We start from the raw sequence: 21,906 nt of genomic DNA on the forward strand, positions 1-21,906 counted from the left end.
CCGCGAGGGATTTTCAGGTCCGCCTGACCACTCTCGACCGTGATTGCCAAATACGGTTCGCTCATTGTTCGCGCGAGCGGGCTATTGGGGCGAGAAGTAGTCAACACCACCCGTTCGCTACCGCTCCGTCGGGAGTGCCCGGTTCCGTTTTCACATGGATCAGAGGGCCACCGCAAGCGGGTAATGCGACTAGCGTCCGACTGGGCACGGGAAAGGGCCCCGAGGCGACGTCAACCAACTCGGGACCCCTCCCTTCGTGCCATCTCAACTACGCACCGAGGAGCGCGAACATTGATTCAGCACGTCCGCCGGAAGCTCGCAAGCGTCCTTCCAGCAGCGCCAGAGATTAGCATTCCGCCGTCGGCCTTCCTGCAAACCGCTGGTTTGAGCGTCGTGATGCTCACGCTGCGTTTCAGCTCTCTGTCCCTGATCGGAGTCCTCGCGGCAGCGGTCGTCCGTAAGGAGCCCTTCCCGGTGGAAGTGCTGGCGGGTGTGACGGCTGCCTCCGTGACCGACCGCAGCTGTTTCACCTACCTGAGGGTCCGCCGTACCGTCTGACGGCGCGACCCGGCGTGAAGGGGCCCTCGCCCGCCTGGCGGGCGAGGGCGGCGCCGGCGGCGCCACGGCGAAGCGGGCCGGCCGTGGCCTCCTGTGTCCTGACAACCGACGTGCCCTCTTGGTCCACCGCGGCTTCTCGCCCGCGAACTGGGTTCCACTCCGCCCTGCCCCTGCACCCTCTTGTGAGGTGAAACGTCATGCTGATGTGCTCCAGCCTGCCGGGGCTGCGCGCTGGTTCTGAATTCGGCGACCGGCACCTAGCCCCGTGGGTGGACCCGTCGGCCGCCCGGCGATTCCCGGTCTCCTACGCTGTCTTCTGCTGCGACCGGTGGACGGTCTATCTGCGCTTCGGCACGGCTGCTGCGGGTTCCGTCCGCGGCGGTACGGGTATTGCCCGGGCCGCCCTGCGTGATCTCGCCGAGGAGTGGGAGAGGGCGCTTCGCAGTTCCTCGCCAGCGGCACATGCCTGGGGCTTGCTTTCCCGCAGGGCTTCGGAGCGGCGGACCGCGTCGTTGCGGGGACTTCATCATCTGCTCGGCCGTGATGAAGCAGACGCTCTGGTCCTGCGTTACAAGCTCGGCCTGTCGTCTTTCCAGGCTGGTGATGCGATGGGCCTGCCGGAAGTCGACTTCGAACTGCTGCGTCACCGGGCTCTGCGGGAAATATGCCTGCGTCGTATTCCTGATGAGACAGTTGATGTGAGCCGGAGCATGATGGTCAAGTCTGCGGCTGAAATGCCATCAAAATAGGTGCTGCATTGGGGGGTCCGGGTAGCACTGTCTCGGCGTGTCCTCCTAGCATGGGGCCTCTGCCTTCGGGTACCGGCAGCGTCTCAGGGGGGACGTATGCCTTCCGAGAGTGTGGGGAGTGGATCATCATTGTTGTCAGCAGGCCAAGCGTTGCCAGAATGTACGACCACCTCCTGGGCGGCACGGACAATTATCAGGTCGATCGGGAAGCGTGCGAGGAATTACTCCGCCTTGCGCCCAGCAGTCGCCAATTAGCGCTGGTCAACCGGGCTTTCCTCGGCAGGGCCGTGCGTTATCTCGCCCGGGAACAGGGTGTCCGCAGATTCCTCGACCACGGGTCCGGACTTCCGACACGGCCCAACGTGCACCAGGTCGCCCAGGACGTCGATCCGGCCAGTGAAGTCGTCTACATCGACAACGACCCCGTAGTCGTCGCGCATGGGGAGATCATGCTGGCCGAGGACCCGAGAACTACCTCCGTCCTCAACGCCGACATCCGCGACACCACGAAGATCTTCGAGAGCAGCGCCGTGCGGCGGCTGCTGCGCGACGACCAGCCGGTCGCGGCGCTGTTCGTCTCCGTTCTTCACTGCATTCCCGATGACGACGACCCCTGGGAGCTGGTCCGCCGGACCTGCCAGCAGTTGCCGCCCGGCAGTTACCTGGTGATCTCCCAGCTGGCCAGTGATGATCCGGAACTCCGCCGGAGCATCACCGATTTCATGCAGGAGATCACCGACGACTCCTGGGGAAAGGTCCGCTCGTACAGCGAGGTCAGGCGGTTCTTCGAGGGCTACCAGATCCTGGAGGCCCCCGGGCCGGTTGAGGTCTCCGGCTGGCTGCCGGACAGCACTCTCGCTCCGCGGCCGGGGGGCGGGGAGTGGATCGAGTACGGCGGGGTCGCCCGCATCGGGTGATGGGCGCTACCGCGGGGTCTCGGGGGTGAGCCGGTTGATGTAGTACTGGAGCCGGTCCATGGTCTCCGTCTTCGACAGGGCGTGTCGATACCAATGGTCCATCGACGCCATGTAGGTCTCGACCTGCGGGGTTTCGGTGAGGAGCTTGCCGCCGACGTTCTTGTCCTCCAGGTAGACGGCCCGGCCGGTGGCGTCGTCGTGGGGCTTGCACAGGGTTATGGCGGGGTGCAGCGGGGAGCCCTGCCGCATGGCCGACCCGGGCAGGATCCTCAGGTGCACGTTGGGCTTGTTCTCCGCGATGGTGAACAAGTGGCGCAGCTGCTCCCGCATGACCGGTACGCCGCCCAGTTCCTTGTCCAGCACGGATTCGGCGATGACGGCCATGAACATCGGGGCGTTGGGCTGGTCGAGCAGATGCTGCCGGCGAAGCCGCATCTCCAGGCGGCGGTCAATGGCCGCGAGGTACTTGCGCCGTGTCTCGGGGTCGTACTGTGCCAGGGCGAAGTCCGCCATCAAGGCGCGGGCGTAGCCAGCGGTCTGGAGCATCCCGGGGACGTTGTTCTCCTGGTACACCTGGACCACCTTCGAGGTGGACTCCAGGGCGTACAGCGCCATGAGCGTGGAGTTCGCGACATCAGGGAAGGAGGACCACCAGGTCCGCTCATGCGGCCACTGCAGGAGCATCTCCGCTTCCCTGACGCAGTCTTCCGGCGCCTTGTAGAAGCGCAGCAGCGCGAAGACCTGTTCCGCCTTGAGCTTGACGTTGGCGTTCTCGCAGCGGCTGAGCGTGGATACGGACCCGACCTCGCGGACGGCCCGCACGACGTCGCTCTGGATTAACCCGCGCTCCTGGCGCAGATGCAGCAGCAGAGCGCCGATGAGCTTCTCGGCTGCTTGGGGTGTGGCCGGCGGTGGCTCTTCCTGCCGCCCGACCAAGGTCAGAATCCGACCCGACATGTGCACTCCTTGGCGCGGGCGGGACTTTCCCGCCCGCGCCAAGAATGAACAGCTCTCTGTCTCAGCGGCAACCTATGGCCGACGTATTTTAGACAGTCATGGAGGTGAACTCCCCTTGGCTCGCGCCGTCGAGGAAGGCGACGATCTCCGCGCGGGTGAATACTAGCGCCGGCCCGTCGGGGAATCGCGAGTTACGGACCGCGACCTCGGTTTCATTCACGCGTGCAAGCTCGACGCAGTCCCCGATCCCGTCACTCGCCGACGCCTTCTTCCATCGGGCGCCGGTGATCGCGCTGGCCGGCGTGCCGTTGATGGCCTTGATCATTTTCGCACCTGTCCCTTGTGTCTGGCCAGTACCGCACCCTCACCGGTTCCGGCCGCTTCCCACTTCCCCGCAGCCCCGCTTGCAGCCGCCTCTGAAATTTGCACGGGGCGGTGAAACATGACGGAAGCCTAGCGCTGCCGATCTCCCCACGGTGTCCCTCGAATGGGCGCTCTCACCGATCTGGAAAACTGCTTATATGACAAACAGTAGGGGCCTGAGATCTTGATTTAAGGCGGAGAATGGCTGGAGATGAACCCGTGGCGCAGGGGGTGCGTGGGGTGGCGATTCCCTGGCCCTGCATTCAGAAGGAATTCTCCGGAGCGGTGCAGCACCCCATCGCTGAGTTACCGCCCGACTCCGCTGCTGGACACAGCTGCTGGTGCTGCGAGTCGGGGGATTCGCGTGTGGCCCGGCCGCAGAACGACAACGGACCCACGATGCAGTTGTCCGCGATGGTCACAGGCTCCGGCCGGACGACTGCGCGGGGGCAGTCGGGAGACGCGGTGGCGTGGTAGTGCGCCGCACGGTGCGCTGAGCTGCTGCTCTCTGATGGCCGTGGGTGCGGTGGGCGAGTGTCTCGGTCAGGTCGGCGATCAGGGGCGCAGGGGTGCTGGGCGAGGCACGGAGTGCCCAGGCGGGTCGGCTGATGCTGGGCCCGGCCCAGATGGTCCAGGTGGTGAGGAAGCTTTCCAGCCTGTGAGCGGCAAAGTTGTCGAATCGGACACCTGCGTCGTTGGACGGGTTCATCCAGCGGAGCCAGCGTCCGTCGTCGATGGTGTGCGTCCAACCGGCCTCTGTGAGGGGCTTGGTGGCGGCGGTGATGTGCTTCTTGGCTGCGGGGCTACCGATGGGGATGTCCCAACCGTCGCCGTCGGCGAGAAGGTCGAGCAGGGTTTGAAGCACAGGGGCCGGGGTGGAACCGGTTGCGGTGAGGTGCCATAGGCGGTCGGAGACGGGGGTCTCGTAGGCGGCCACGGTCCAGGCGATCTCGCGGGGGTGCGCTTCGTGGACGCGCTCGATGCGCAGGGTCTGTGATTCGTGGATGGCATGGGTGGTGTCATCGGACCAGGTCCGCCATCTCTCCCAGTCCCCGTGGGCGGTGAGGAATGCATCGAGGATGGCGTCGTGGTCGCCGGGGTCGGCGGCGTAAGCGGGCACGATCTCCACTTCCGCGGCGGGAGGCTCGGCTTCGGCGGTCGGTGTACCGGGTGAGGCACGGGCTTTGGCGGCCTCGCGCTCGGTATCGGTCATCGGCACGGGGCCCGGGCGCATGGTGTCGCCGTGGAGGCGCTCGAAGAGCGCCAGAGCCTGGGCAGGCGTATCGAAGCTGCCGGCGATCTGCCGCAGGTGGTTCTCGCCGTGGAGGTAGACGCTCTTGCCGCTGCCGCGGTAGGTGGCGACCGCGACCATGGTGTGGCTGTCTTCGGCGTGGGCGTGGACGGTGAGCCGACCGTGGCGGATGTCGTCGTAGATCTTCTGGGCTTCGTCGGAGACCTCACGGATTTCTTCGCGGGTGCACCAGGGCATCGGGTAGTTGGCCCAGTCCCATTCCTCGTCGATCGCCTCCCGCAGCCGGGTGGTGATCTGCGTGGTGATCCCCTGGGCGGTCAGGGCCTTGGCAGCCTTTTCGGCCCAGTAGGGCTCCTCGCGATCGATGCGGACCAGTACCAGGGTCTGGTGGTCGAGAGGTTCGAAGCCGTGAGCGGTCAGCATGCCGCGGGCGAGGTCCTGCCGGGTGCCGGTGAGGGCGGCGGTCACGGCGCTGGAGTGCGTGGGGTGGGTGTCGAGGCGGACATGCGCGTCGATGGAGGGTGTCGTCACGAAGGGGCGCTCGCTTCTGCCGGTTGCCGGACCCAGGGTCCGGCCACCGGCGGGTTCGGGGTCAGCGGGAGAAGCGGTGGGCCTGGGGAGGCGCGGTCCGCGGCGGGCCGGCTCGGGGCGAGCCCGCGGTCCTGGTGCGTGTGGGTCTGGGCGCCGGGCCGGGGGAGGGGGTGGTGGCGTGGTGCCAGCGGCTGCGTACGGTGGACAGGGAGGCGAGTGCGCGACGGCTGCCGACGACGAGGTGGTGCGGAGTGGTGGCCGGGTCGTCGGTGAACGCCACGATGCAGCGGGCGGTGTGGTGGGCGGTGGCCAGGACGGAGCGCTGGAGGACGCGCTCGCCCCAGTGCTCCGGGGAACCGGCTGGTGAACCAAGGAGATCGATCAGGTGCGTGGGGTCGGCGTCGGGCGGGATGCCGTGACGGGCCTCCCAGAGGACCGTCACGGGGTCGACGGGAACGCCGCGCCGGGACAGGGAGGTGATGCTCTGCCACAGCTCGCCGTGCAGGGGCCGGGTGAAGTCGCGGGGGGTGAGCCAGCGCATTTGTGCCGCGTCGTCGGGGTGTGCGGTCGCGGTCGCGAGCAGCAGACGCTCCTCGTCGGATGCCTGCTCCTGGTCCTGAGCGGCGGTGGGCGGCGGTGTGGCGGTGCGGGGCCGGGAACCGGAGTGCGGGGGGAATTGGGCGGCGATGTTGTCCACGACGGTGGCCAGGGCGTCGGCCTCGGCGAGGGTGGCGGTCACGGGGTGCGGGAGTGAGGTGTCCTGTGCGGTCTGCGCGAGGCGTTGGGCGGCGGTGCGCAGGAGACGGCGGGCGTGTTCTCCCTGAACGAGCCGGGCGTAGGCGGGCGCGTGCGGCGGCCACAGGCACGCATGGATCAGGCTGTGCAGGTAGGAGGCGGTCAGTCCGCGGGCCTGCTCGTGGGCGGCTGCGAGTACCGCGTCGAGCCATTTGGTGTTCTTCGCGTGCTGGGCTGGATCGGGGGTCGGCAGATAGCGGATCGCGGCGAACAGCGCGGCGTGGTGGCGGTGGGCGAAGGAGTCGGGGCCGATCCCCGGTACATCGTTGATTCGCCAGGGTTCGGTCAGGAGCGCGCCGAGGAGGGACTGCTCGACGTAGTACAGCAGCTGCGGGGAGGGGGTGGTGTCGAGCTGGTCTTCGTCGGGGGTGGGGAGGGGCATCAGGCGGCCAGAGTGAAGTCGTCGGGGTCAAGGGGAACGCGGAGGTGTGGGGCGAGGAGGTGGGCGGCGAGCCGCGGGGGGACGGCGTTGCCGATCTGGGAGAACTGCTGGCCTTTGTTGCCCTGCCAGGGGTAGTCGGCCGGGAAGGTTTGGAGGATGCCGGCCTCGCGGGCGGTGATCCGGATCGGCTCCGGGACTACCGGGGCGCCCGGCGGCACCGGCGCATCGCCGCGCGGTGCGGCCACCCAGGTGCACTCGTTGGCGCGGTGCCCGAAGAACAGCGTCCCCGCAGGCTCGTCAGCACGGCGGACAGTGGCGTTGGCCTGGTTGTTGCTCCGCAACGACCACGCCCACCCAGCGCCTTCGCGGCGGGCCTGCGGGACGGCCCCGTCCGGGCGTGGTGTCCAGGTGCCGCGGTCTCGGGCGTCGGACAGCGATTTGCGGGAGCCGGACGGGAAGGGCTCCGGACCGCCCCCCGGGCCGCCGCCCGCACAGATGGTCGGGACGGGCCGGTCGGTGGCGCCCCAGCCCAGTGCCTGAGTCATACTGACCCAGCGGGCGCGGCCCGGCCCGAACAGCGACTCGGGCTCGGTGACCCGGGCGTGTGTGGGCTCCGGCGGCTGGGCGGTGCGAAGCCGGGAGGCGAGTAGGATCGCCCGCCGCCTCGTCTGCGGTACACCGTAGTCGGCGGCATTGAGGATGCCGGTCCATATGGAGAACCCCCAGCGGCGCAGCACAGCGGCGTATTGCGTCCACAGAGGCAGGACATCCGGTACTTCCTCCATCGCGACCCATTCCGGCCCGCCGCCGGTGTGGAGGGCATGGAGATAGCGCATGGGCTCGGCCGCCAGCAGGCTTCTCTCGTCCCGGCACGCGCCGAGCAACTGCTTGCGGGTGTCGCGGCCGGCGGCGAGGTCGGCGACCGCCTGGTGCACCAGCGGCTGGTCCACCAGGCCCAGGCGCTTGCCGGCCATCGACCACGCCTGACACGGAGGACTCGCGATCAGCCCCCGCGTCCGGCCGACCCACGGCCACGTCGGGTACATCGCCACATCGGTGCGGATCGTCGCTTGTCCGGCAGCGGCACGGGTTTTGCAGGCCCATGGGTCCCACTCCAGGCCGACATCCCGCACGCCGAGGACGGTCAGCGCGTGGCTCCATCCGCCCGGCCCCGCGAAGAGGTCGAGAATCAGGAGGCCAGCCCGAAGTCGTCCTGCGCCAGCGCGTCGGCCTCTCCGCGGCAGGCCCACGGCGAGCAGCCGTCCACGGTGCCGTGCTCCAGCTCCTCCGCGTCGGCCAGCTCGTCCTGGAGAGCGGCCCGTTCGGCGGCGGTGACGTGGTCGATCGGCGCTTCGGCGAGCGGCACCCGCGAGCGGTGGAGGAACGCCTGGCCGAGCAACTGGTTGCCGCTGGCGTTGGCGCGGGCGTTTCCGTTCCGGATCGCCGCGTCGAAGTCGACCACGTCCCTCCACTCGTCCGGGCTGGTGTCGCGGATGTGCCGCCACTGCGCGTTGCCGTGAAAAGGGCAGCCGAGACACGATGATTTCGGGGTGTCCGCGAGGCCGAGGGATGTCAGGTAGCGGACGCAGTCGCTTCGGGTCCAGCCCATATCGATGAGGGGATGAACGTTGCGCATGTAACGGACGCCGGAATCCTTGGCGCGGTGGAATTCGTCGGTGGAGATACCCACCCACTGCTCAACGAACACGTCCTTGGGGATGCGTTGCGGGTGGGGGTATCCGAGGAGTTCGCGGATCTGCCTCTTGATCGGCTTGATCTTGTATTCACCCGTGCACTGGCGCCGGGTCATGCCCTGCCCCCCGTCCTTGTTCAGGATGTACAGGGGCATGGAGGCGAACCGGTGATCCGGGTCGAGGGCGTCGGCTCGAATGTTTCCGGAGGAGACCCGCAAGACGGGAATTCCGGCAGGTGTCGCGATGTCCCTTTCGAGACGGTCGAGGTGGGCGTATACGGCGGCGGGCTCCCAGCCGGTGTCCGCGAAGATCGCGACATCAGCCTTCGGGAGGATTCCCTTGGCGGAGAGGGCGAGCATGGCGCTGGACTGAATTCCCGCGCCGAGCGATATGGCGCGGAACTGCGGTATGAGGGTGGGGATGGCGATTCCTGGTGAGATCTGCGGGGGAGACGAGGGGCGCCCGGGCGGCTCTGCGCGCAACGGAGCGAGCGGGGGATGGGGGCGATTGGCCGTATGCCGTCGCGAGCCGAGTGAAGGGGGGTACCGCGCTCTGCGGTCGATGGTCAGCGCGCGGCGACGCGGGTGGCTGTTGCCGCCGGTCGGGCAGGTGGGCGCGTGGCGGCGGGTGTCGTGGCGCTGGTCTGGCTCAGCGCGGTGGCCAGCGCGTGGCATCCGGCCGCGGTGAGGTGGACACGTTCGTCTTGCAGGATGAGCGCGCAGGGCTCGCGGTGGACCAGCTTGCGCGTCTCCAGGGAGCGGATGGTCGTGATGGGGATGCGGGCGTCGCCGCGCCTGAAACGCACTTTGTCCAGGAGGCGGTCGAGGGTGATGTGGCCGGCGGCGATGGCCTCCAGGGTGGAGCGCTGGAGCGGCGAGAGCGCTGGCGGACGGTGGCGGGTGCCGAGGTCCTGGCGGTGTAGCTCTCGGGCGATCAACCGGGCGGCGGCCAGGCAGTCCTCGGCTCCCAGGGAGGTGAGTCGTCCCGCGAGCGTGGTGTGCCGTCCGGCCTCCAGCAGGGCCTCCCGCGGGACGGGAACCGTGTTCTGCCCCCGGAGGAGGTCTACGGCGTCGATGAGGTGATCGGCTGCAAGGGTGGCCAGGGCGCCGAGCTGCGTGGCCCGTTCCATCGCGGCGCGGACATCAGGGGAGTGGTAGAGCTGCGGTGCCGTGCGCAGGGCATCGGCCATCTCCAGGGCTCCCCGGGCCAGGGCCTGGGCGGTGGGGATGTGCCGCAAGAGGGATCCGGCCGGGTTCGCCCCGTGCAGGAGGTGGATGTCCTGGAGGGCATCATGGTGCCGGGTGAATGCGGAGCCGAGGGCCAGAAGGCGGTCGGGGACGGTGGAAGTGGCGGCCATCGTCTCGGGCGTCGTTCGGTGTGCGCGGGTCAGCGGTGACGCCCGGCCGGTGGCGCCGGAGGGCTGACGGGGGCGAGGGCACGGTCCAGGTCCTGTTCGTGTCCCGGGCGGGGTGACGTATCAGGGCGGTTACTGAAGGCGGGAGCGACGCGATCGAGGGTTCGCACGATCTGCTGGGCTTGGTCGTGTGCTTGGCGGACCTGCTCGGCGATGTCCGCGGGGAACCGGTCCCATCGGGCTCTGTCCCCGTAGTCCTTGATGATCTCTACGGCGTTGCGGAGCTGGTCGGCGAGCTGCCGCAGGACGGCGGCCTCCTGCTCCCCGGTTTTCGCGGTGTGCGTGGCTTGCAGGAGTGCGTCGAGAGCGGTGGGCAGCGGTCCGGGGTCGGTGGGGAGGCCGTAGAGCTGGGTGTGCAGGGCCTGAGCGAAGGTTGTGACCGGCCCGCCGGTGGATCGGTGGCCGTACACGGCTCCGGCCTGGCGTCGAACGCCGAACCTGACGGTCACATCCCGAGGCGCAGCGTCGGGGTGGAGCTGAGCGGCAAGAGCCCGCGCGAGGTCATGCGCGGTGGGAGTGTCGGAAGACATCGTGACTCCAGGGGTGGGGCGGTCAGCGGCGGCGAGCGGCGAGGGCACGGCCGGCCTGTGCCGCGTGGTGATGGGCGTGGGAGTTCACGCTGGCGCCTCGTACGGGGGTGATGAGCGTGTCGCCGAGGTCCCGGGCGAGGTAGGGGATTTCGCGGTACTCCCGCTCCACCGGCTCGGCGGTGGACAGGTGGGCGAAGAACTGCGCGACGACCTGCTCGGGGGCATCGATCGTGAAGGTGGCGTGCCATTCCGTGTCGAAGCCGCCGTGGATGGAGTTGTGCACGGCGTACGAGGTCTCGGCTTCGGGGGTGTGGCGGAGGGTGCAGTACCGGTCCGCGGAGGTGTGCTGCCGTCCGGTGAGGCCGTCCAATGGTTGAGGGCGGCGGTGTCGGCGATGCTGAAGCGGGTGAGGTGGATGCGTTCGGAGTGGCGCTGGTCCCCGAGCATCTGGGGGAGGGACTGGGTGACGGGCGCGACCGCCTCGGCGGGCGTCTGACGGGTGAACTCAGCGGCCCAGTAGGGCTCGTGGTGGGTGATGGTCCACCAGGAACCGTCGAAAGTCGTGGGGTCGAAGGCGACTTGGAGGCTGTGGTCGGGACTGTGGACGCGGACGCGTCCGGTGGCCGCGTCGTGGTCGGCGTTCCAGCCGAACTGGTGGATGAGGGGGCCGAACGCGTCGCCGACGCGGTCGAGCCCGGTTCCGGCGAGGTGGCGCGGGGACACCATCACGCGGTCGGTGCGGGAGAAGGCTGTCAAGATGCTCCTAGGTTGCGCCCGGCACGTTCGGCCGCGGTGGGGACGGAGAGTGTGGCTGTCAGCGGGTGTGGCGCTTGGACATGGCGGGCTGCGGGGGATGGGAGGGCGCGGGGGCGCTTACCCGGGAGGGCGCGGGAGAGATGGCGTCGGGTGTAGGGAAACCGAGGCTGACCTCGACACCGTGGCCGAGAGCCCACAGGTGGATCTCGGCGCGGACGACGATGCCGACACGTTCCCGTTCGCCTATCTCGCCAGGCAGTGCGTAGCCGGTGGGCGTGCGCTGGAATCCGTGCTGCTCCAGCACCTCGCGGGCCACATCCGTGTCAGCGGTAGCGGTCACGCGCCCGTCGGACAGGTCGATATGGGCGCCCGTCTGCGGCAGCGGACCGGAGTCCATCCAACGCGTCGTCCAGCTGAGATCGGCGAAGTCCATGGTGTGCGGGAGCAGCTCGTGGAGGACCTGGCCGGTGCGGTCGTGTGCCTCCGGCGCCGAGGTGGGCGGCAGCAGATACAGGGTGCGGTCCTGGTGCTCGCGGGCGGTGAAGCCGTTGCGTGTCAGGATGCGGTGGGCTGCGGGAAGGCTGCGGTTGAGGGCGATGAAGGTGTGCCCGTCGGTGGTCGAGCCCACGAACACATCGTGGTGGTCGATGAACGCCATGGTGATTCCTCTGGGAAGATGCGGCGGGGCAGGGATGTGGGATGTGTCTTCGGGGGCCTGCCAGAGAGGGCGGGCGATGTACTCGGTTCCGCGTGTGGTCCGTGGCCGGGAAAGGGGTGGGCCAGCCCGGTCTGGGCGGGCGGCGGGCGAGGATGCGCCAGTCTGCTCCGGGCAGGGAGGCGCCGCTCCCGCCGTCCGGGGTGTCTGTGATCAGCTGCCGGTATCGCCGGGGCCTTGGCCGCCCGCCACGCGGTGCCGTAGAGAGGGGAGTTGGTGGTGCGGGGACTTCGAGGGCGCCGTCGTCGAGGTGGGGGGCGACGGGGCGGCTGATTATGGCCACTGCCCGCAGAAGACCGGCGTCGTCGGTGGCTCCGACGGAGAAGACCTGTCGGGCGGGGAGCGGATGGTGCCGGTGCCGGGCACGGACGCAGTCCTTCACACGCGGGAGCGGACCGGCACCAGATGCGGGTCGCTCATGCCGCCTTGTGGAAGTCGGACTGCTTGGGATCCTTGGCGATGGCGCGGGTGGTGATGGCCTTCGAGGCACGGGCGGACGCCGCGGACAACTTTTTCGCTCCGGGTTCCAGGTACCAGGGACGCAGGTCCAGTACGGCGACGCGCATGCCGGTGGCGAAGGCGAGCGCGGTGCCCTTGGGCAGGGCCCGGATGGCGTCGGCGGGCAGGATCCGCTCCTGGCGCATGCTCACGGAGGTGGACTTGCCGGACTCCGAGTGCGAGGTGGAGGTGCTCTCGACGTCGTGGTCCCCGATCATCCGGGACAGCTTGTCGGCGAAGTCGGGGTCGTCGATACCGGAACCGACCACCTTGATGGTGGCGGCGGACCACATCGCGTCCATGCCTGCGTCCCCCCAGACCTTCTGGCCCTGGCGGTAGGACTGCAGGATCGTCATCGGGATGACACCACGGGAGCCCAAGTGCGAGTACAGGTCCGGTAGATCCGAGATCTTGCAGACGTTGGCAGCTTCATCGAGGATCGCGAGCAGGGGCGGGTCGAGGCGTCCGCCGACGCGCTCGGCTGCTGCGGTCGCGGCCCGCATGACGGAGTCCGCACACGCGGCGATGAGCGCTGATCCTCCGCCGCCACCATCCTTCGACAGCAGGTAGAGGGTGTCCGTGCTGGTCACGAAGTTGGCGGGCGTGAATTCCGCGACGCCGGTCTGGGGGGTGACCCAGGCGGCGATCTCCGCATTGAGCAGGGGCGCGGCGTACTGGCGGGCGGTCTCGTAGATGCCATCCCGTGTTTCCGGAGGTCCTTCCACCGTTCCTTTGAGCTGGGCGGCGACGGCGGCGAAGCCGTGGTCGCGGAGGATGTCGAGTGGGGTGCGGTCGGCCGGGAAAGCGAGCCACTGCATGATGTCGGTGATCGGCCTCTTGTCGAGCGCTGCGCCCAGCAGCAATTGGGACAGGATGTTGCTGCCAGCCTTGGACCAGAAGTCGCCCTGCTGGCTCGCGTCTACCGAGGCGGCGACGAAGTGGCCGGCCAACCGTCCGGCGCCGTCCAGGGTTTTGGCGTCCGCCAAGGGGTTCCACCACATGGTGCGCTCGGCGTGGGCGATCTGCTGCGGGTCCATCGACCACACCCGTCCCACGGCCGCGCGGGCGTCGAGCGTGGCGGTGTAGGCGTCCCCTCCGGCTTTGTTGGAGGTCAGCAGGACCGCGCCGGGCGCGGAGAGGATCGAGGGGATCGCGAGCGCGGTGGTCTTGCCCGAGCGCGGGGCCATGATGGCGACGGCCACGTCCTCGTAGCCCATGCGCACTTCGTGCTTGGTGCCTTGCAGGTTGCCGAGCAGGATGCCGGTGTCGCGGGCCTCGATGTGCTGGGCGTTCTTCAGGCTCGGGCGCAGGGAGCGGGCCTTGTCGGTGATCGCCTTGGCCATCAGCGGTTCGATGTCCCGGGCCTTGGCCATGCCGGTGATCTTCTTCCGGCCGCCGCTGCGGTTCTTGTACCGGGCCCACAGGATGCCCGCGGCCGTCCCGAGGGCAAGGAGGAGGAGAACGGGGATGATGCGGGCGCCGATCAGCAGGGACGTCTCTCCTGCGTCGGGCCAGAGCTGCTCGGGGTGGAGCAGGGCGGTGGTCGGCTGGTAGGGGGCCCAGCTGGCGCCGGTGAGGTAGGCGGTGATGTTGCCGGACAGCCAGGCGAGGTGGGCGAGGGGGACGACGACGGCGAGCACGCCGACCAGGAGGCGCAGGACGAGGTCGTACCCGTCGGTGTTGCTGTTGGAGGAGGGGGGCAAGGGCTATGTGCTTCCGGGCGGGGACGGGGAATTAGCAGCTGCGGTTGTTCCTGGCCGGTGGCCGTCGCGAGGGGATCGGTTTTGTCGTCGGGATGGTGTGCCGGGCAGTGAGGGAGTGGACGCGGTCTTCCAGCGCCCCGGCGACGTCCATGGCGAGCGTCGGTGGTCCTACGGGTGACGACGTGGGACGGTGATCCAGGCGGGGTCACCGCCGCCGGCGAGGTGGCGCGGGGCGATGAAGTCGACCTCGACGGTCTCGGGAGTCGGGGGCATGCTCACTTCCGTGCCGCACTTCGCCGGACAGGTGCGCGCGCCGGTATGGAGGCCAGAGGTGAACGGGCCTTGCGCGCGGCGGAGTTGACTTCCCGGAGTGCCTTGCCGTGGGTGGCCCAGTCATCGAGGTAGCTCCACGATTCGGCGTGATGCTCGGCGAGGGCGTCGTCGAAGTCGGTGGTGCCGGGCTTGGCGGTGGCGGGCAGGGTGTCTCGGGTCTCCAGCCACTGCTCGTGCAGTTCGTCGAGCCGGTCGAGGGCGTCGTGCAGGACGCCCAACTGGTAGGCCCAGCGGCCTTGCACCGTGTTCTTGGGCAGGTGGGCCAGCTGCGTCTGGGCCGTGGCCAGCAGGTGACGGGCGCTGTAGCGGAGCGGCTCGAACGCGGTGTGGATGTCGGCGTCGCGCTGGCTCGCGCGCGTGCCGTAGGCGTGGTCGTCGTGGGGCCAGCCGTCGAGGTCGGAGTGCTCGTCGGAGTAGGCATCCCAGGCGTTGAGGATCTTCTTGCTGTCGCTCAGATAGTCGTCGAGGTGGCGCAAGAGGTCGTGGTGTGCGTGGTGGTCGGTGGAGATGAGGAGGGATCCTGTCGGTTCAGCGGCGAGCGGCCGGATGGGCGGGCCCGGCGTTCGCCGGGGGTGTCGCGGGTTTCGTCTGCTGCCGGCGGGTAGAGCGTGCCCGTGCGCGAAGTGCCTTGATGCGGGCGGTGTGGGCGTCGACCACCTGCTGCGGGCGCAACGGACTGGGCTCCTGCACGGCGCTGTAGTGGCCGGTGCGGTCGTACATGCCGCGCTGGAGCGGGCCACGGTCGGCCAGCGCGGTGAGGAAGGAGCCGACCAGGTGGGTGGGGGTGTGCTCGTCGAAGTAGGCGTGCCAGATGCGCGGGCCGCGGAACCCTCCATAGCCGGGCTCGCGGGTCTCGACGTGCCAGGACGGCCGGGTGATGAATTCGTTCAACTGGCGCAGTTCGATGCGGCACATGACGTCCGGCGAGTGCGCCGTGTCGTCTGAGTCGCGGTGCCAGCCCGCCGAGGTCACCGGCTCCCACAGGTCCGGATGCTGTGGCGGCGTGACGATGAGGGCGTCGGTGAAGCCGGAGAGGACCTCGGCGGGCACGAGTTCGCCGAACTCGGCGTACCAGCCGGGCTCGGTGTCGGTGGGCTCGGCCCGCAGCCGCCACCACGCGGAGGTAGAGGACTGCGGATCGAACTGGAGATGGTGGAGACGGTCGGGGCTGCGCAGGACGATCTCGGCACTGAGCGGATCGGAGACGGCGCTCCATCCGGCGGCGGCCAGGCCGTGGGTGACGTGGCGGGCATCCCCGGGGCCGGCGAGGTGGCGAGGACTGGTGTCGAACGGGACCTGCCAGGCGTGCTTGTCGGCGAACGTGGCGAGCTGCCGTTCGTTCAGCGGCACCAGCAGCCACCCGGCCCGCTCGCGCCGACGCTGCCGTACAGGGCACGCAGGTCGTCCAAGGCGTAGTGGAGAGTGTGCTGGTCGGTCAGCTCCCACGCGGCCGTGCGCAACTCGTCGACCAAGAGGTTGGTCGCCTTGCCGCGCGGTGTGTCCGGGTGGTCCTGCACGGCGCGGGCGAGGGCGCGCAGGGTGTCGGCGAGCTGGACGGGCAGGCCCGTGGACTCGTCGAGGAGGGGCTCGACGAGGGCGAGGGCCTCCACGGGGTCGGGGCTGTCGCGCAGGTAGTCGGTGAGGCCCGTCAGAGTTTCGGTCGCGGTGCGGATGGTGTCCGGGGTGAGTGCGGGCATCAAGTTCCTTGGGACGGGGGCGTCGGGGTCAGTGGCGTGCCCGGGCACCGGCGGGGGTATAGGGACGGGCGGTGGCGCGTGGCCGGGTGCTTTGGGGGCTGTTGCGGGCCCAGGTGGCGGCGCGGGCGGCGGTGATCCGGGCCTGTTGCCACGCGCGGAGTTGGGAGGGCTTAACGGAGACCGACCAGGTGCGGATCTGCGCGCTCAGCGGGACGCGTCCGCGCGGGCGCATCACGGGATCGGGGCTGGCGAGTTCAGCCGAGAAGGCTTGCACCAGATGCATCGGGGTGTTGGGCGAGAAATGGGCCGTCCAACTGTTGCCTTGCTGGTCCTTCGCTCCGGTCCACCACATCGCCGTGCCGTCCGGGCTGTGGTGGTACTGCATCCACGCGGTGCCGTCGGGGCTGGTCGCCCTGTAGTGCTCGCCCTCGAAACGCGTGCGCCAGTTCTGCTCCTCCAACGGCGCCCAGACGTTGGGGGCGTGGGCGGAGCGGGGACGGGTGAGGGCGTCGGTCAAACCGGCGACGATCTCCACCGGCGTCTGCCGGCCCAGATGCGCCGACCATTCGCCGCGCACGCCGTCCGCTTGGCCGTGGATGGTCCACCCGCCGGGCAGGACGTAGGGGTCGTAGGCGACACGGACGGTGCGGTCCGGGCTCTCCATGAACAGAACGCCGCCGGTCTTGGACTTGTCCCGCCATCCCGAGGCGCGCAGGAACCCCGAGACGTGCCGGACGTCGCCGCCGCCGGCCAGGGCCCGGGGCTGGACGAGGTAGTGCTGCTCGGCCTGCTCGTCTGGCCCCCAGCCTGGCCACTGCTTCTTCTTCACCGGCGCCGCCGGACGACGAGCGGCGCGGGTGTCGGCGGCTTTGCGGCGGTGGTGGCGGGCTGGGTGCCGACCTGCTGCAGGGTGTCCTTGTGTTCGTCCAGGTTGAGGGCGACGTCGTGCAGCTCGTTCGAGGCGCGGCCCAGAGCGAGCCACACCTCCGCGGGGAGGGCGCCTCGCTCTGCCTGGTCCTTGGCGAACACGCTGCCGGTGGCGACGAGATGGGTGACGCCGCCGAGGACTCCGGCGTCCGGGTCGAGAACGCGGGCGATGACCTGCGCGGCCTGTGGAGTGGGGAGCTGAGAGAGGTGGTCGGCGAGCTGGCCGAGTTGGCGGGTGATCTCGTCGGCCAGTCTCACCGGGTAGGGGGCGGGGTGGGACATGCTCCTCCGGGTCAGGGGACGGTCAGTGGTGGTGGCGGTGGCCGGCGCGCTGGGTCTCGGCGAGGACGGCCTCCGGGCGTGCGCTGGCCAGCGGGGAGGAGCGGTCGGGGCCGGTCGGGATACAGGCGCGCAGGTAGCGGCGGAACACGGCTGTCGCGAGTCGGGGCTTGAGCCGATGGCTGATGGGTGGGGGCGTGTGGGCTGCTACGGGCTTCTCCGGGGGAGCGAGCGGGTGCGGGTGGGCGGCCCCGGCGGGGCGCCGGGGCCGCCCGGGTGGTCTTACGGGGTGCGCCGGGCCGGTGCGGGGCGCGAGGGGGAGCTGGCCGGTGCCGGATGCTGCGCGGCGGGGTGGGCCGCACGGGTGCGGACGTCGTGCACGGCTTGCCGGTAGGCGGCTTCGTCGAAGACTTCTGGCGTGCAGTTGACCTCGTACCCGGCCAGGAGCAGGGCGGGGATGGCGCGGGTCGCCAGGCGCTTCTGCTCGTCGGCACCGAGGTGTTCGGGCACGGTGTGCCAGATGTAGAGCGGTGTACCCGTGGGGTATTCGTGGCGTTCCAGGCCGAGCTGTTCCAGCAGGTCGTGGAGCTTGGCGGGGGCGCCGGTGGGGGTGTCGGCGTGGATGGTGGTGGTCAGGGCCTTGATGTAGATCTCGACGTCCGTGCCGTATTCGTCGGCCATGTTGGCCATGGATGTCTCTCCGGGGTCAAAGGTGGCGGGAGGCCGAGGACGGGGCGGGTCTCGGCGCAGATGCGGTGGCCTGGTGTTGCGGAGCGCGGCGGGCGTGGTTGCGGGCGCGGAGGATGACGTGCGCGGCCTGGCTCATGAAAGTGGCGGTGTCCCCGAGCCGTGCGAGGGGTTCGGGTTCCTCGCCGTAGGCGGCGCCATGAAGGTTGCTGGCGGCGATCCAGGCCCGGACGACCACTTCCCTGGTGAGGGGCAGCAGCCCGCTAACCGGGGCGGCGATCTCCGTCAGGATCTCGGCGACCTCACTGTTGGTCCTGGCGGCAGAGGCCCGCTCGGCGAGATGGGCGAGGTAGCGCAGCGCCGCGTCGTGTTCGCCGTCCGGTGTGGCCAGCGCGGTCAGGGCGGGATCGAGGTGGACGCTGTGACCGGCGGCGAGCAGGGCATGTGAGGCGGTGGTCGCCTTCAGCCGCTGCTGCTCGACGGGCAGGCCGTAGGGAAGCCGGTGGTAGTCCCCACGAGGTCCAGGGACGGAGAGGAAGCCGCCGCTTCGCTGGAGGATGTCCGCCGCCCTCTCGGTGCCGCCGATGGCGACGACCAGGTCGGTACGGGGGTCCTTGGTGATGGTGACGTACTCCAGCACCCAGAACTCAGGCTCCGTCTGCGTCATCGAGCCCTGGCGGCCGGCGGCGTACGGCTGCCGGCCGGGGAGGGCGGCATGGAGGCTGGGGCGGAGGTGGGAGCGGTCCGGCCTGCGGGGTGCTGGAGGGCGGTGCCGATGCCGAGCGTGTCGAGCTGCGGGCCGATCTCTCGCAGGGCGCGCGCCTGCGCCCTGGTGTCGTCGCCGCTGAGGCGGTAGATGCCGCTCTGCGGGTCCTGGATGAAGCCGTTGGCCACGAGGACGGCACCGGCACGGTCGCCGACGGGGGCCGTGGCGACGCTGCCGTCCGGCTGCCAGGTCAGGACGACCCGGTCGGGCCGGGAGGGCTGGATGCCGCCCAGGGCGTTGTGCCGGACCTGGGCGAGCGCGCTGTCGTAGCGGGCGAGCAGATCGCCGGCGACCTGCTCGGCGCTCAGGAACGGGTCGTCCACCGACAGGGCGATGCCGTTGGGCTCGGGAACGTCGCGGTATGCCTCATCGGGCAGGGCCTGCGGGGCGACAGCGGCGATGAGGAATCCGTCGCTGTCGTCGTGCCGGTCCAGAAGGACGAGCTGGGCGCCGTCGGGGCGGCTCAGGACGGCTGCCTGCTTCAGCGGGTGTTCGGCGAGGGCGGCGGCGACCAGGTCCAGGTCCCAGATGCGGTCGGCCAGTTCGGCGAGGTCGTCCTTGGCATCGGCCGGCAGGTAGAAGCTGGTCCAGGTGTCGGGGAGTTCGCCGGCGAGGACGTCGGCGTACGAGGCGAGGCGCTCGGAGGTGTCGTGGTCGTGCATGGTGTCCTTGGCGGGATAGGGTTCAGCGGCGCATACCGGCGGCCATAGGAGGCGGCGGCGGGGTCGCAACGGTGCGCGGCAGTGGCGGGCAGGCGCACACGGCCGACCGCTCGCGCTCGTTGGCGGGGACCTCTTCGGTGCAGGTGGTGCGGCCGGGGTGCGGGGCGTGCCGGTCGGCGAGGTCGTTGCGGGTGTGGGCGAGGTCGGTGCGGATGATGTGCAGGTACTCGCTGGCGAGGTAACGCAACCGCCGGGCGATGTAAGGGTCGGCCGCCTGGCCGAGGCCGTCGTGGAAGTCGGCGGTGGCGGTGAGGACTTCCTCCAGCGCGGCCAGGATGCCGTCGTGGGCGGCGGTCAGCTCGGTCAGCCGTCGGCCGCTTCTTCGGTGGTGGTGGCCTCGCGGATCCGCTCGGCGAGGTGAGCGACGCAGGAGCCAAGCGGCAGGTAACTGGCCTGACGGGCGTCGGTGTCGAAGTCCGTATCGCAGTCGACGTGGTACCCGGCGGCCCGGAGGCGAGCGACGGCGTCGGTGGCCAGACGGGACTCGTCGTCCTGGGGGAGGCCGGTGGGGGCGCGGTGGTAGGTCTCGTGGACGCGGACGACGGCGATGAACCCCGCGCGCTGCAGGATGCTGTGGGCTTCCCTGTCGCCGCCGCGGGCGAGGACCTCCTCGGAGTGCGGATCGCGCCGGATGGTCAGGAAGCGGTCAGCAACGTACAAGGAAGCGTTGCTCCTACGTTGAGCGTGTCGGGGCCCGGGCAGCAGGCGGGGCTGGGGCGGCGACGCGCGGTGGGGCTGGAATTTCCAGATGGCCGGCTGCCATGTCGAGGTCCTGCTGGATGTCGTGGAGGTGGCGCGCGACCAGCTCCAGGCGGTAGGCCACATAGGCATCGGCGGGGCCCGGCTGGTGGGCGATCCGGCGGGCGGTGTGCTCCACGAGACTGCGCATGGTGGTCAGCGGGCCGGTCCGCTCGTCGGCGAGCTGGGAGAGGGCCGTCGCGAGCTGCGCCGAGGAGGTCGTCACGGCCCGGGCGCTGACGTGCTGCTCGCGGGCGGCCGGTCCGGGGACGAGGCGCAAGTCCTGCTCGATACGGCTGGCCTCGTCCGAGAGCCGCCGCAGGAAGTTGGCGGGCCGCGGCTGCCAGGTGCCGTCGAGCCGGATGAGGTTGGCGATCAGGTCCAGGCGCCCGGGCTTGCCCTGAACGGCGATCCACCGGCAGCCGTTGTTGTCGCCCGGAGTTTCGAAGCCACTGGCGCGGGCGAGACGGTGGGCGGCCTCGGCCCACTCCGCACCAGAGAGGTCACGGTCGTCGGGGTGAAGCCGGACGTGGAGGTGGAAGATCGCCCGCCGGTCGTCGCGGGGGCCGGTGGTGAACGGGTTCTCAAAGAGCGGGTCTTCGAGGTGCTCGGCCCACTGGACGGCGGTCCACGTCGCCTGTTCGTCGTCCAGGGCGTAGGAGTCCAGGCCCGGCCAGTAGGCGACGACGCTGTACTCGGGCAGGCCACCCTCGACCGGCACACCGCGCCCCAGTGCCTCGCCGAGCGGGTCGTGCGGGCGGTGTGTGCGCTCGTTGATCCGGGGGATCATCGGCCGCCCCGGGCGTCAGCGATGTGCACGAGCTGGCCGAGGGCCGTGGTGGTGTACCAGCCGCAGTCGATGAGCGCGTCGTGTCCGGCGTACGTGCGCAGGAGACGGTCCTCCATGGCGCGCAGGTAGATCAGGCAGTCCGGGCACCGGTACGAGAGGTGCGCGAGGTAGCGGGGGTGGGCCGTGACGTAGGTCTGCGCGCCACCGGTGGCGTCGCGCAGCCGCCACCCGTCCTCGTCGGTCGGGGTGTGCCACGACGGGGCGACGACGCGCATCGCATCTCCCCACAGTTCCCCGCCGGCCACCCCCTTCAAAACGACGACGGTGTCACCGGCCTGGAAGTGGGCGTGGGTGATGTCCCGGTCAGGGGTGAGCGGGTCAGGCGTCGGCGCGAACGCCGAAGTGGGCGGGGGCTGGGACATGCGGTTCCTTCCACGCAATCGGTGGCGGGGTGGGAGGAACAATGGTCCGCAGGAACGCCGGTTTGGCTAACCGGCGTTCCCCGGCTATGTTCCCCCGCCGTCAGCGGAACGGGTTCTCCGTCCCGCGGTCGTTCTCGCCTGCGGCGTCGAGGAGTTCAAGCAGGTCAGTGCCTTCGGCGTCGCGCTGATCGATCCACCATCCGGCGCGGGTGACGGAGCGGGCCTTGTCCTCCAGCTCCGCCCAGTCCGCCTCGTCCCAGGACCCCTCCACGACCAGCGCGGTGTGCGCGGCCGTCATCAGCTGGTGACGGGAGCGCTCGCCCCAGTCCAGGGCCTTGGCCGGGCCCTCCAACTGCGCCATGTCGAACTGCTTCGCCCACGCGAGGGCAGCCTCCTGCTCTGCGGCGCGCTTGGCCGCCAGCCACTCCTCCTTGGACTCGGTGTCGGCCTCGCGCGCCGCCTTCCAGCAGTCGGTGCAGTCCTTGGCCGCGAGCCAGCGGGCGAATCCGGCCCGCTTGTCGGCAGGACGACCGGACAGATCATGAACCACCTGGTGGGAGCAGGCGTGCTCCACGGTCCACTGCGTACGAACAGCCATAAATCGATCTCCTCCAAAGGGTCGGAAAGTAATCGGGGGTTGCGCCCTGACCAGGGCGACTTGTGCCGGCCGCGCTGCGGCTGTCCGGTGGTGCCCAGACGTCGGCGCACGGCGAAAAGGACGGCGAGAGCAA

At 69.9% G+C, this 21,906-nt stretch carries 28 protein-coding genes and 1 pseudogene; 3 read left to right on the forward strand and 26 right to left on the reverse strand.

Annotated elements, in window-relative coordinates; all coding sequences use genetic code 11:
* The first annotated feature begins 384 nt into the window (after positions 1-384).
* The 3 genes from ACH4SI_RS15865 (at position 385) to ACH4SI_RS15875 (ending at position 2,224) form a co-directional block, all read left to right on the forward strand.
* Positions 385-558: a hypothetical protein gene (locus tag ACH4SI_RS15865; protein WP_398296284.1), complete on the forward strand. Its 174-nt coding sequence runs from the start codon at positions 385-387 to the stop codon at positions 556-558.
* 197 nt (positions 559-755) lie between these two features.
* Positions 756-1,307 (forward strand): hypothetical protein, encoded by a 552-nt coding sequence (locus tag ACH4SI_RS15870; RefSeq protein ID WP_398296285.1) that lies wholly within the window; start codon positions 756-758, stop codon positions 1,305-1,307.
* A gap of 122 nt (positions 1,308-1,429) precedes the next feature.
* Entirely contained in the window at positions 1,430-2,224 is a 795-nt protein-coding gene (locus tag ACH4SI_RS15875; protein ID WP_398296557.1) for an SAM-dependent methyltransferase, read from the forward strand.
* A 6-nt stretch (positions 2,225-2,230) separates the two neighbouring features.
* Here the strand turns inward: ACH4SI_RS15875 and ACH4SI_RS15880 are convergent, their stop codons facing one another.
* The 26 genes and pseudogenes from ACH4SI_RS15880 to ACH4SI_RS16005 all read right to left on the reverse strand — a co-directional run bounded on the left by ACH4SI_RS15880 (position 2,231) and on the right by ACH4SI_RS16005 (position 21,773).
* A complete protein-coding gene (locus ACH4SI_RS15880; protein ID WP_398296286.1) occupies positions 2,231-3,181 on the reverse strand; it encodes a helix-turn-helix domain-containing protein in 951 nt (316 codons plus the stop codon).
* 88 nt (positions 3,182-3,269) lie between these two features.
* Positions 3,270-3,506: a DUF397 domain-containing protein gene (locus ACH4SI_RS15885; protein ID WP_398296287.1), complete on the reverse strand. Its 237-nt coding sequence runs from the start codon at positions 3,504-3,506 to the stop codon at positions 3,270-3,272.
* A gap of 456 nt (positions 3,507-3,962) precedes the next feature.
* A complete protein-coding gene (locus tag ACH4SI_RS15890; protein WP_398296289.1) occupies positions 3,963-5,327 on the reverse strand; it encodes a DUF317 domain-containing protein in 1,365 nt (454 codons plus the stop codon).
* Positions 5,328-5,388: 61 nt separating this feature from the next.
* Complete coding sequence (locus tag ACH4SI_RS15895; protein ID WP_398296290.1) at positions 5,389-6,504, reverse strand: DnaB-like helicase N-terminal domain-containing protein; 1,116 nt, start codon at positions 6,502-6,504, stop codon at positions 5,389-5,391.
* Positions 6,504-7,697 carry a DNA cytosine methyltransferase gene (locus tag ACH4SI_RS15900; RefSeq protein WP_398296558.1) on the reverse strand — a complete coding sequence of 398 codons (1,194 nt, stop codon included), beginning with the start codon at positions 7,695-7,697 and terminating at the stop codon, positions 6,504-6,506. The genes ACH4SI_RS15895 and ACH4SI_RS15900 overlap by 1 nt, the downstream gene beginning before the upstream one ends.
* Positions 7,694-8,557: a hypothetical protein gene (locus tag ACH4SI_RS15905; RefSeq protein ID WP_398296559.1), complete on the reverse strand. Its 864-nt coding sequence runs from the start codon at positions 8,555-8,557 to the stop codon at positions 7,694-7,696. The genes ACH4SI_RS15900 and ACH4SI_RS15905 overlap by 4 nt, the downstream gene beginning before the upstream one ends.
* Positions 8,558-8,763: 206 nt before the next feature.
* Complete coding sequence (locus tag ACH4SI_RS15910) at positions 8,764-9,555, reverse strand: hypothetical protein (protein ID WP_398296291.1); 792 nt, start codon at positions 9,553-9,555, stop codon at positions 8,764-8,766.
* Between the two features lie 29 nt (positions 9,556-9,584).
* On the reverse strand, positions 9,585-10,022 hold the full coding sequence (locus ACH4SI_RS15915) for a hypothetical protein (RefSeq protein ID WP_398296292.1): 438 nt from the start codon (positions 10,020-10,022) through the stop codon (positions 9,585-9,587).
* A gap of 142 nt (positions 10,023-10,164) precedes the next feature.
* Positions 10,165-10,512 carry a DUF317 domain-containing protein gene (locus tag ACH4SI_RS15920; protein ID WP_398296293.1) on the reverse strand — a complete coding sequence of 116 codons (348 nt, stop codon included), beginning with the start codon at positions 10,510-10,512 and terminating at the stop codon, positions 10,165-10,167.
* A gap of 143 nt (positions 10,513-10,655) precedes the next feature.
* Positions 10,656-10,868 (reverse strand): annotated as a pseudogene (locus ACH4SI_RS15925) (hypothetical protein); the annotation flags it as partial.
* Positions 10,869-10,956: 88 nt separating this feature from the next.
* Positions 10,957-11,556, reverse strand: a complete 600-nt coding sequence (locus ACH4SI_RS15930) for a hypothetical protein (protein ID WP_398296294.1) — start codon at positions 11,554-11,556, stop codon at positions 10,957-10,959.
* Between the two features lie 473 nt (positions 11,557-12,029).
* Entirely contained in the window at positions 12,030-13,814 is a 1,785-nt protein-coding gene (locus ACH4SI_RS15935; protein WP_398296295.1) for a type IV secretory system conjugative DNA transfer family protein, read from the reverse strand.
* Positions 13,815-14,089: 275 nt separating this feature from the next.
* Positions 14,090-14,623: a hypothetical protein gene (locus ACH4SI_RS15940; RefSeq protein ID WP_398296296.1), complete on the reverse strand. Its 534-nt coding sequence runs from the start codon at positions 14,621-14,623 to the stop codon at positions 14,090-14,092.
* 52 nt (positions 14,624-14,675) lie between these two features.
* Positions 14,676-15,497 (reverse strand): DUF317 domain-containing protein, encoded by an 822-nt coding sequence (locus ACH4SI_RS15945; RefSeq protein ID WP_398296297.1) that lies wholly within the window; start codon positions 15,495-15,497, stop codon positions 14,676-14,678.
* Entirely contained in the window at positions 15,488-15,844 is a 357-nt protein-coding gene (locus ACH4SI_RS15950; RefSeq protein ID WP_398296298.1) for a hypothetical protein, read from the reverse strand. The genes ACH4SI_RS15945 and ACH4SI_RS15950 overlap by 10 nt, the downstream gene beginning before the upstream one ends.
* 28 nt (positions 15,845-15,872) lie before the next feature.
* Positions 15,873-16,673 (reverse strand): DUF317 domain-containing protein, encoded by an 801-nt coding sequence (locus ACH4SI_RS15955; protein WP_398296303.1) that lies wholly within the window; start codon positions 16,671-16,673, stop codon positions 15,873-15,875.
* Entirely contained in the window at positions 16,670-17,053 is a 384-nt protein-coding gene (locus ACH4SI_RS15960) for a hypothetical protein (protein WP_398296304.1), read from the reverse strand. The genes ACH4SI_RS15955 and ACH4SI_RS15960 overlap by 4 nt, the downstream gene beginning before the upstream one ends.
* A 22-nt stretch (positions 17,054-17,075) precedes the next feature.
* Positions 17,076-17,201 carry a hypothetical protein gene (locus ACH4SI_RS15965; RefSeq protein WP_398296305.1) on the reverse strand — a complete coding sequence of 42 codons (126 nt, stop codon included), beginning with the start codon at positions 17,199-17,201 and terminating at the stop codon, positions 17,076-17,078.
* Between the two features lie 131 nt (positions 17,202-17,332).
* Positions 17,333-17,740, reverse strand: coding sequence for a hypothetical protein (locus tag ACH4SI_RS15970; RefSeq protein WP_398296306.1), 408 nt, complete (start codon positions 17,738-17,740; stop codon positions 17,333-17,335).
* 16 nt (positions 17,741-17,756) lie between these two features.
* Complete coding sequence (locus ACH4SI_RS15975; protein ID WP_398296307.1) at positions 17,757-18,404, reverse strand: hypothetical protein; 648 nt, start codon at positions 18,402-18,404, stop codon at positions 17,757-17,759.
* Entirely contained in the window at positions 18,401-19,165 is a 765-nt protein-coding gene (locus ACH4SI_RS15980; RefSeq protein WP_398296308.1) for a hypothetical protein, read from the reverse strand. The genes ACH4SI_RS15975 and ACH4SI_RS15980 overlap by 4 nt, the downstream gene beginning before the upstream one ends.
* Positions 19,166-19,187: 22 nt before the next feature.
* Complete coding sequence (locus ACH4SI_RS15985; protein ID WP_398296309.1) at positions 19,188-19,412, reverse strand: hypothetical protein; 225 nt, start codon at positions 19,410-19,412, stop codon at positions 19,188-19,190.
* A gap of 116 nt (positions 19,413-19,528) precedes the next feature.
* Positions 19,529-19,885: a hypothetical protein gene (locus ACH4SI_RS15990; protein ID WP_398296311.1), complete on the reverse strand. Its 357-nt coding sequence runs from the start codon at positions 19,883-19,885 to the stop codon at positions 19,529-19,531.
* 13 nt (positions 19,886-19,898) lie between these two features.
* The gene (locus tag ACH4SI_RS15995) at positions 19,899-20,753 is read right to left on the reverse strand and encodes a relaxase/mobilization nuclease (protein ID WP_398296312.1); all 855 of its coding nucleotides are present in this window, start codon (positions 20,751-20,753) and stop codon (positions 19,899-19,901) included.
* Entirely contained in the window at positions 20,750-21,175 is a 426-nt protein-coding gene (locus ACH4SI_RS16000) for a hypothetical protein (RefSeq protein ID WP_398296313.1), read from the reverse strand. The genes ACH4SI_RS15995 and ACH4SI_RS16000 overlap by 4 nt, the downstream gene beginning before the upstream one ends.
* A gap of 100 nt (positions 21,176-21,275) precedes the next feature.
* The gene (locus ACH4SI_RS16005) at positions 21,276-21,773 is read right to left on the reverse strand and encodes a hypothetical protein (protein ID WP_398296314.1); all 498 of its coding nucleotides are present in this window, start codon (positions 21,771-21,773) and stop codon (positions 21,276-21,278) included.
* Between the last annotated feature and the right edge of the window lie 133 nt (positions 21,774-21,906).

The sequence above is a fragment of the Streptomyces sp. NPDC021212 genome (assembly GCF_044332925.1).
GTDB lineage: Bacteria > Actinomycetota > Actinomycetes > Streptomycetales > Streptomycetaceae > Streptomyces.

Coding starts and splice junctions, on each gene's coding strand:
- ACH4SI_RS15870 (WP_398296285.1), top strand. CDS start 756: ATGCTGATGTGCTCCAGCCTGCCGGGGCTGCGCGCTGGTTCTGAATTC.
- ACH4SI_RS15880 (WP_398296286.1), bottom strand. CDS start 3,181: ATGTCGGGTCGGATTCTGACCTTGGTCGGGCGGCAGGAAGAGCCACCG.
- ACH4SI_RS15885 (WP_398296287.1), bottom strand. CDS start 3,506: ATGATCAAGGCCATCAACGGCACGCCGGCCAGCGCGATCACCGGCGCC.
- ACH4SI_RS15895 (WP_398296290.1), bottom strand. CDS start 6,504: ATGCCCCTCCCCACCCCCGACGAAGACCAGCTCGACACCACCCCCTCC.
- ACH4SI_RS15905 (WP_398296559.1), bottom strand. CDS start 8,557: ATGCTCGCCCTCTCCGCCAAGGGAATCCTCCCGAAGGCTGATGTCGCG.
- ACH4SI_RS15910 (WP_398296291.1), bottom strand. CDS start 9,555: ATGGCCGCCACTTCCACCGTCCCCGACCGCCTTCTGGCCCTCGGCTCC.
- ACH4SI_RS15930 (WP_398296294.1), bottom strand. CDS start 11,556: ATGGCGTTCATCGACCACCACGATGTGTTCGTGGGCTCGACCACCGAC.
- ACH4SI_RS15950 (WP_398296298.1), bottom strand. CDS start 15,844: ATGCCCGCACTCACCCCGGACACCATCCGCACCGCGACCGAAACTCTG.
- ACH4SI_RS15960 (WP_398296304.1), bottom strand. CDS start 17,053: ATGTCCCACCCCGCCCCCTACCCGGTGAGACTGGCCGACGAGATCACC.
- ACH4SI_RS15970 (WP_398296306.1), bottom strand. CDS start 17,740: ATGGCCAACATGGCCGACGAATACGGCACGGACGTCGAGATCTACATC.
- ACH4SI_RS15975 (WP_398296307.1), bottom strand. CDS start 18,404: ATGACGCAGACGGAGCCTGAGTTCTGGGTGCTGGAGTACGTCACCATC.
- ACH4SI_RS15980 (WP_398296308.1), bottom strand. CDS start 19,165: ATGCACGACCACGACACCTCCGAGCGCCTCGCCTCGTACGCCGACGTC.
- ACH4SI_RS15995 (WP_398296312.1), bottom strand. CDS start 20,753: ATGATCCCCCGGATCAACGAGCGCACACACCGCCCGCACGACCCGCTC.
- ACH4SI_RS16000 (WP_398296313.1), bottom strand. CDS start 21,175: ATGTCCCAGCCCCCGCCCACTTCGGCGTTCGCGCCGACGCCTGACCCG.
- ACH4SI_RS16005 (WP_398296314.1), bottom strand. CDS start 21,773: ATGGCTGTTCGTACGCAGTGGACCGTGGAGCACGCCTGCTCCCACCAG.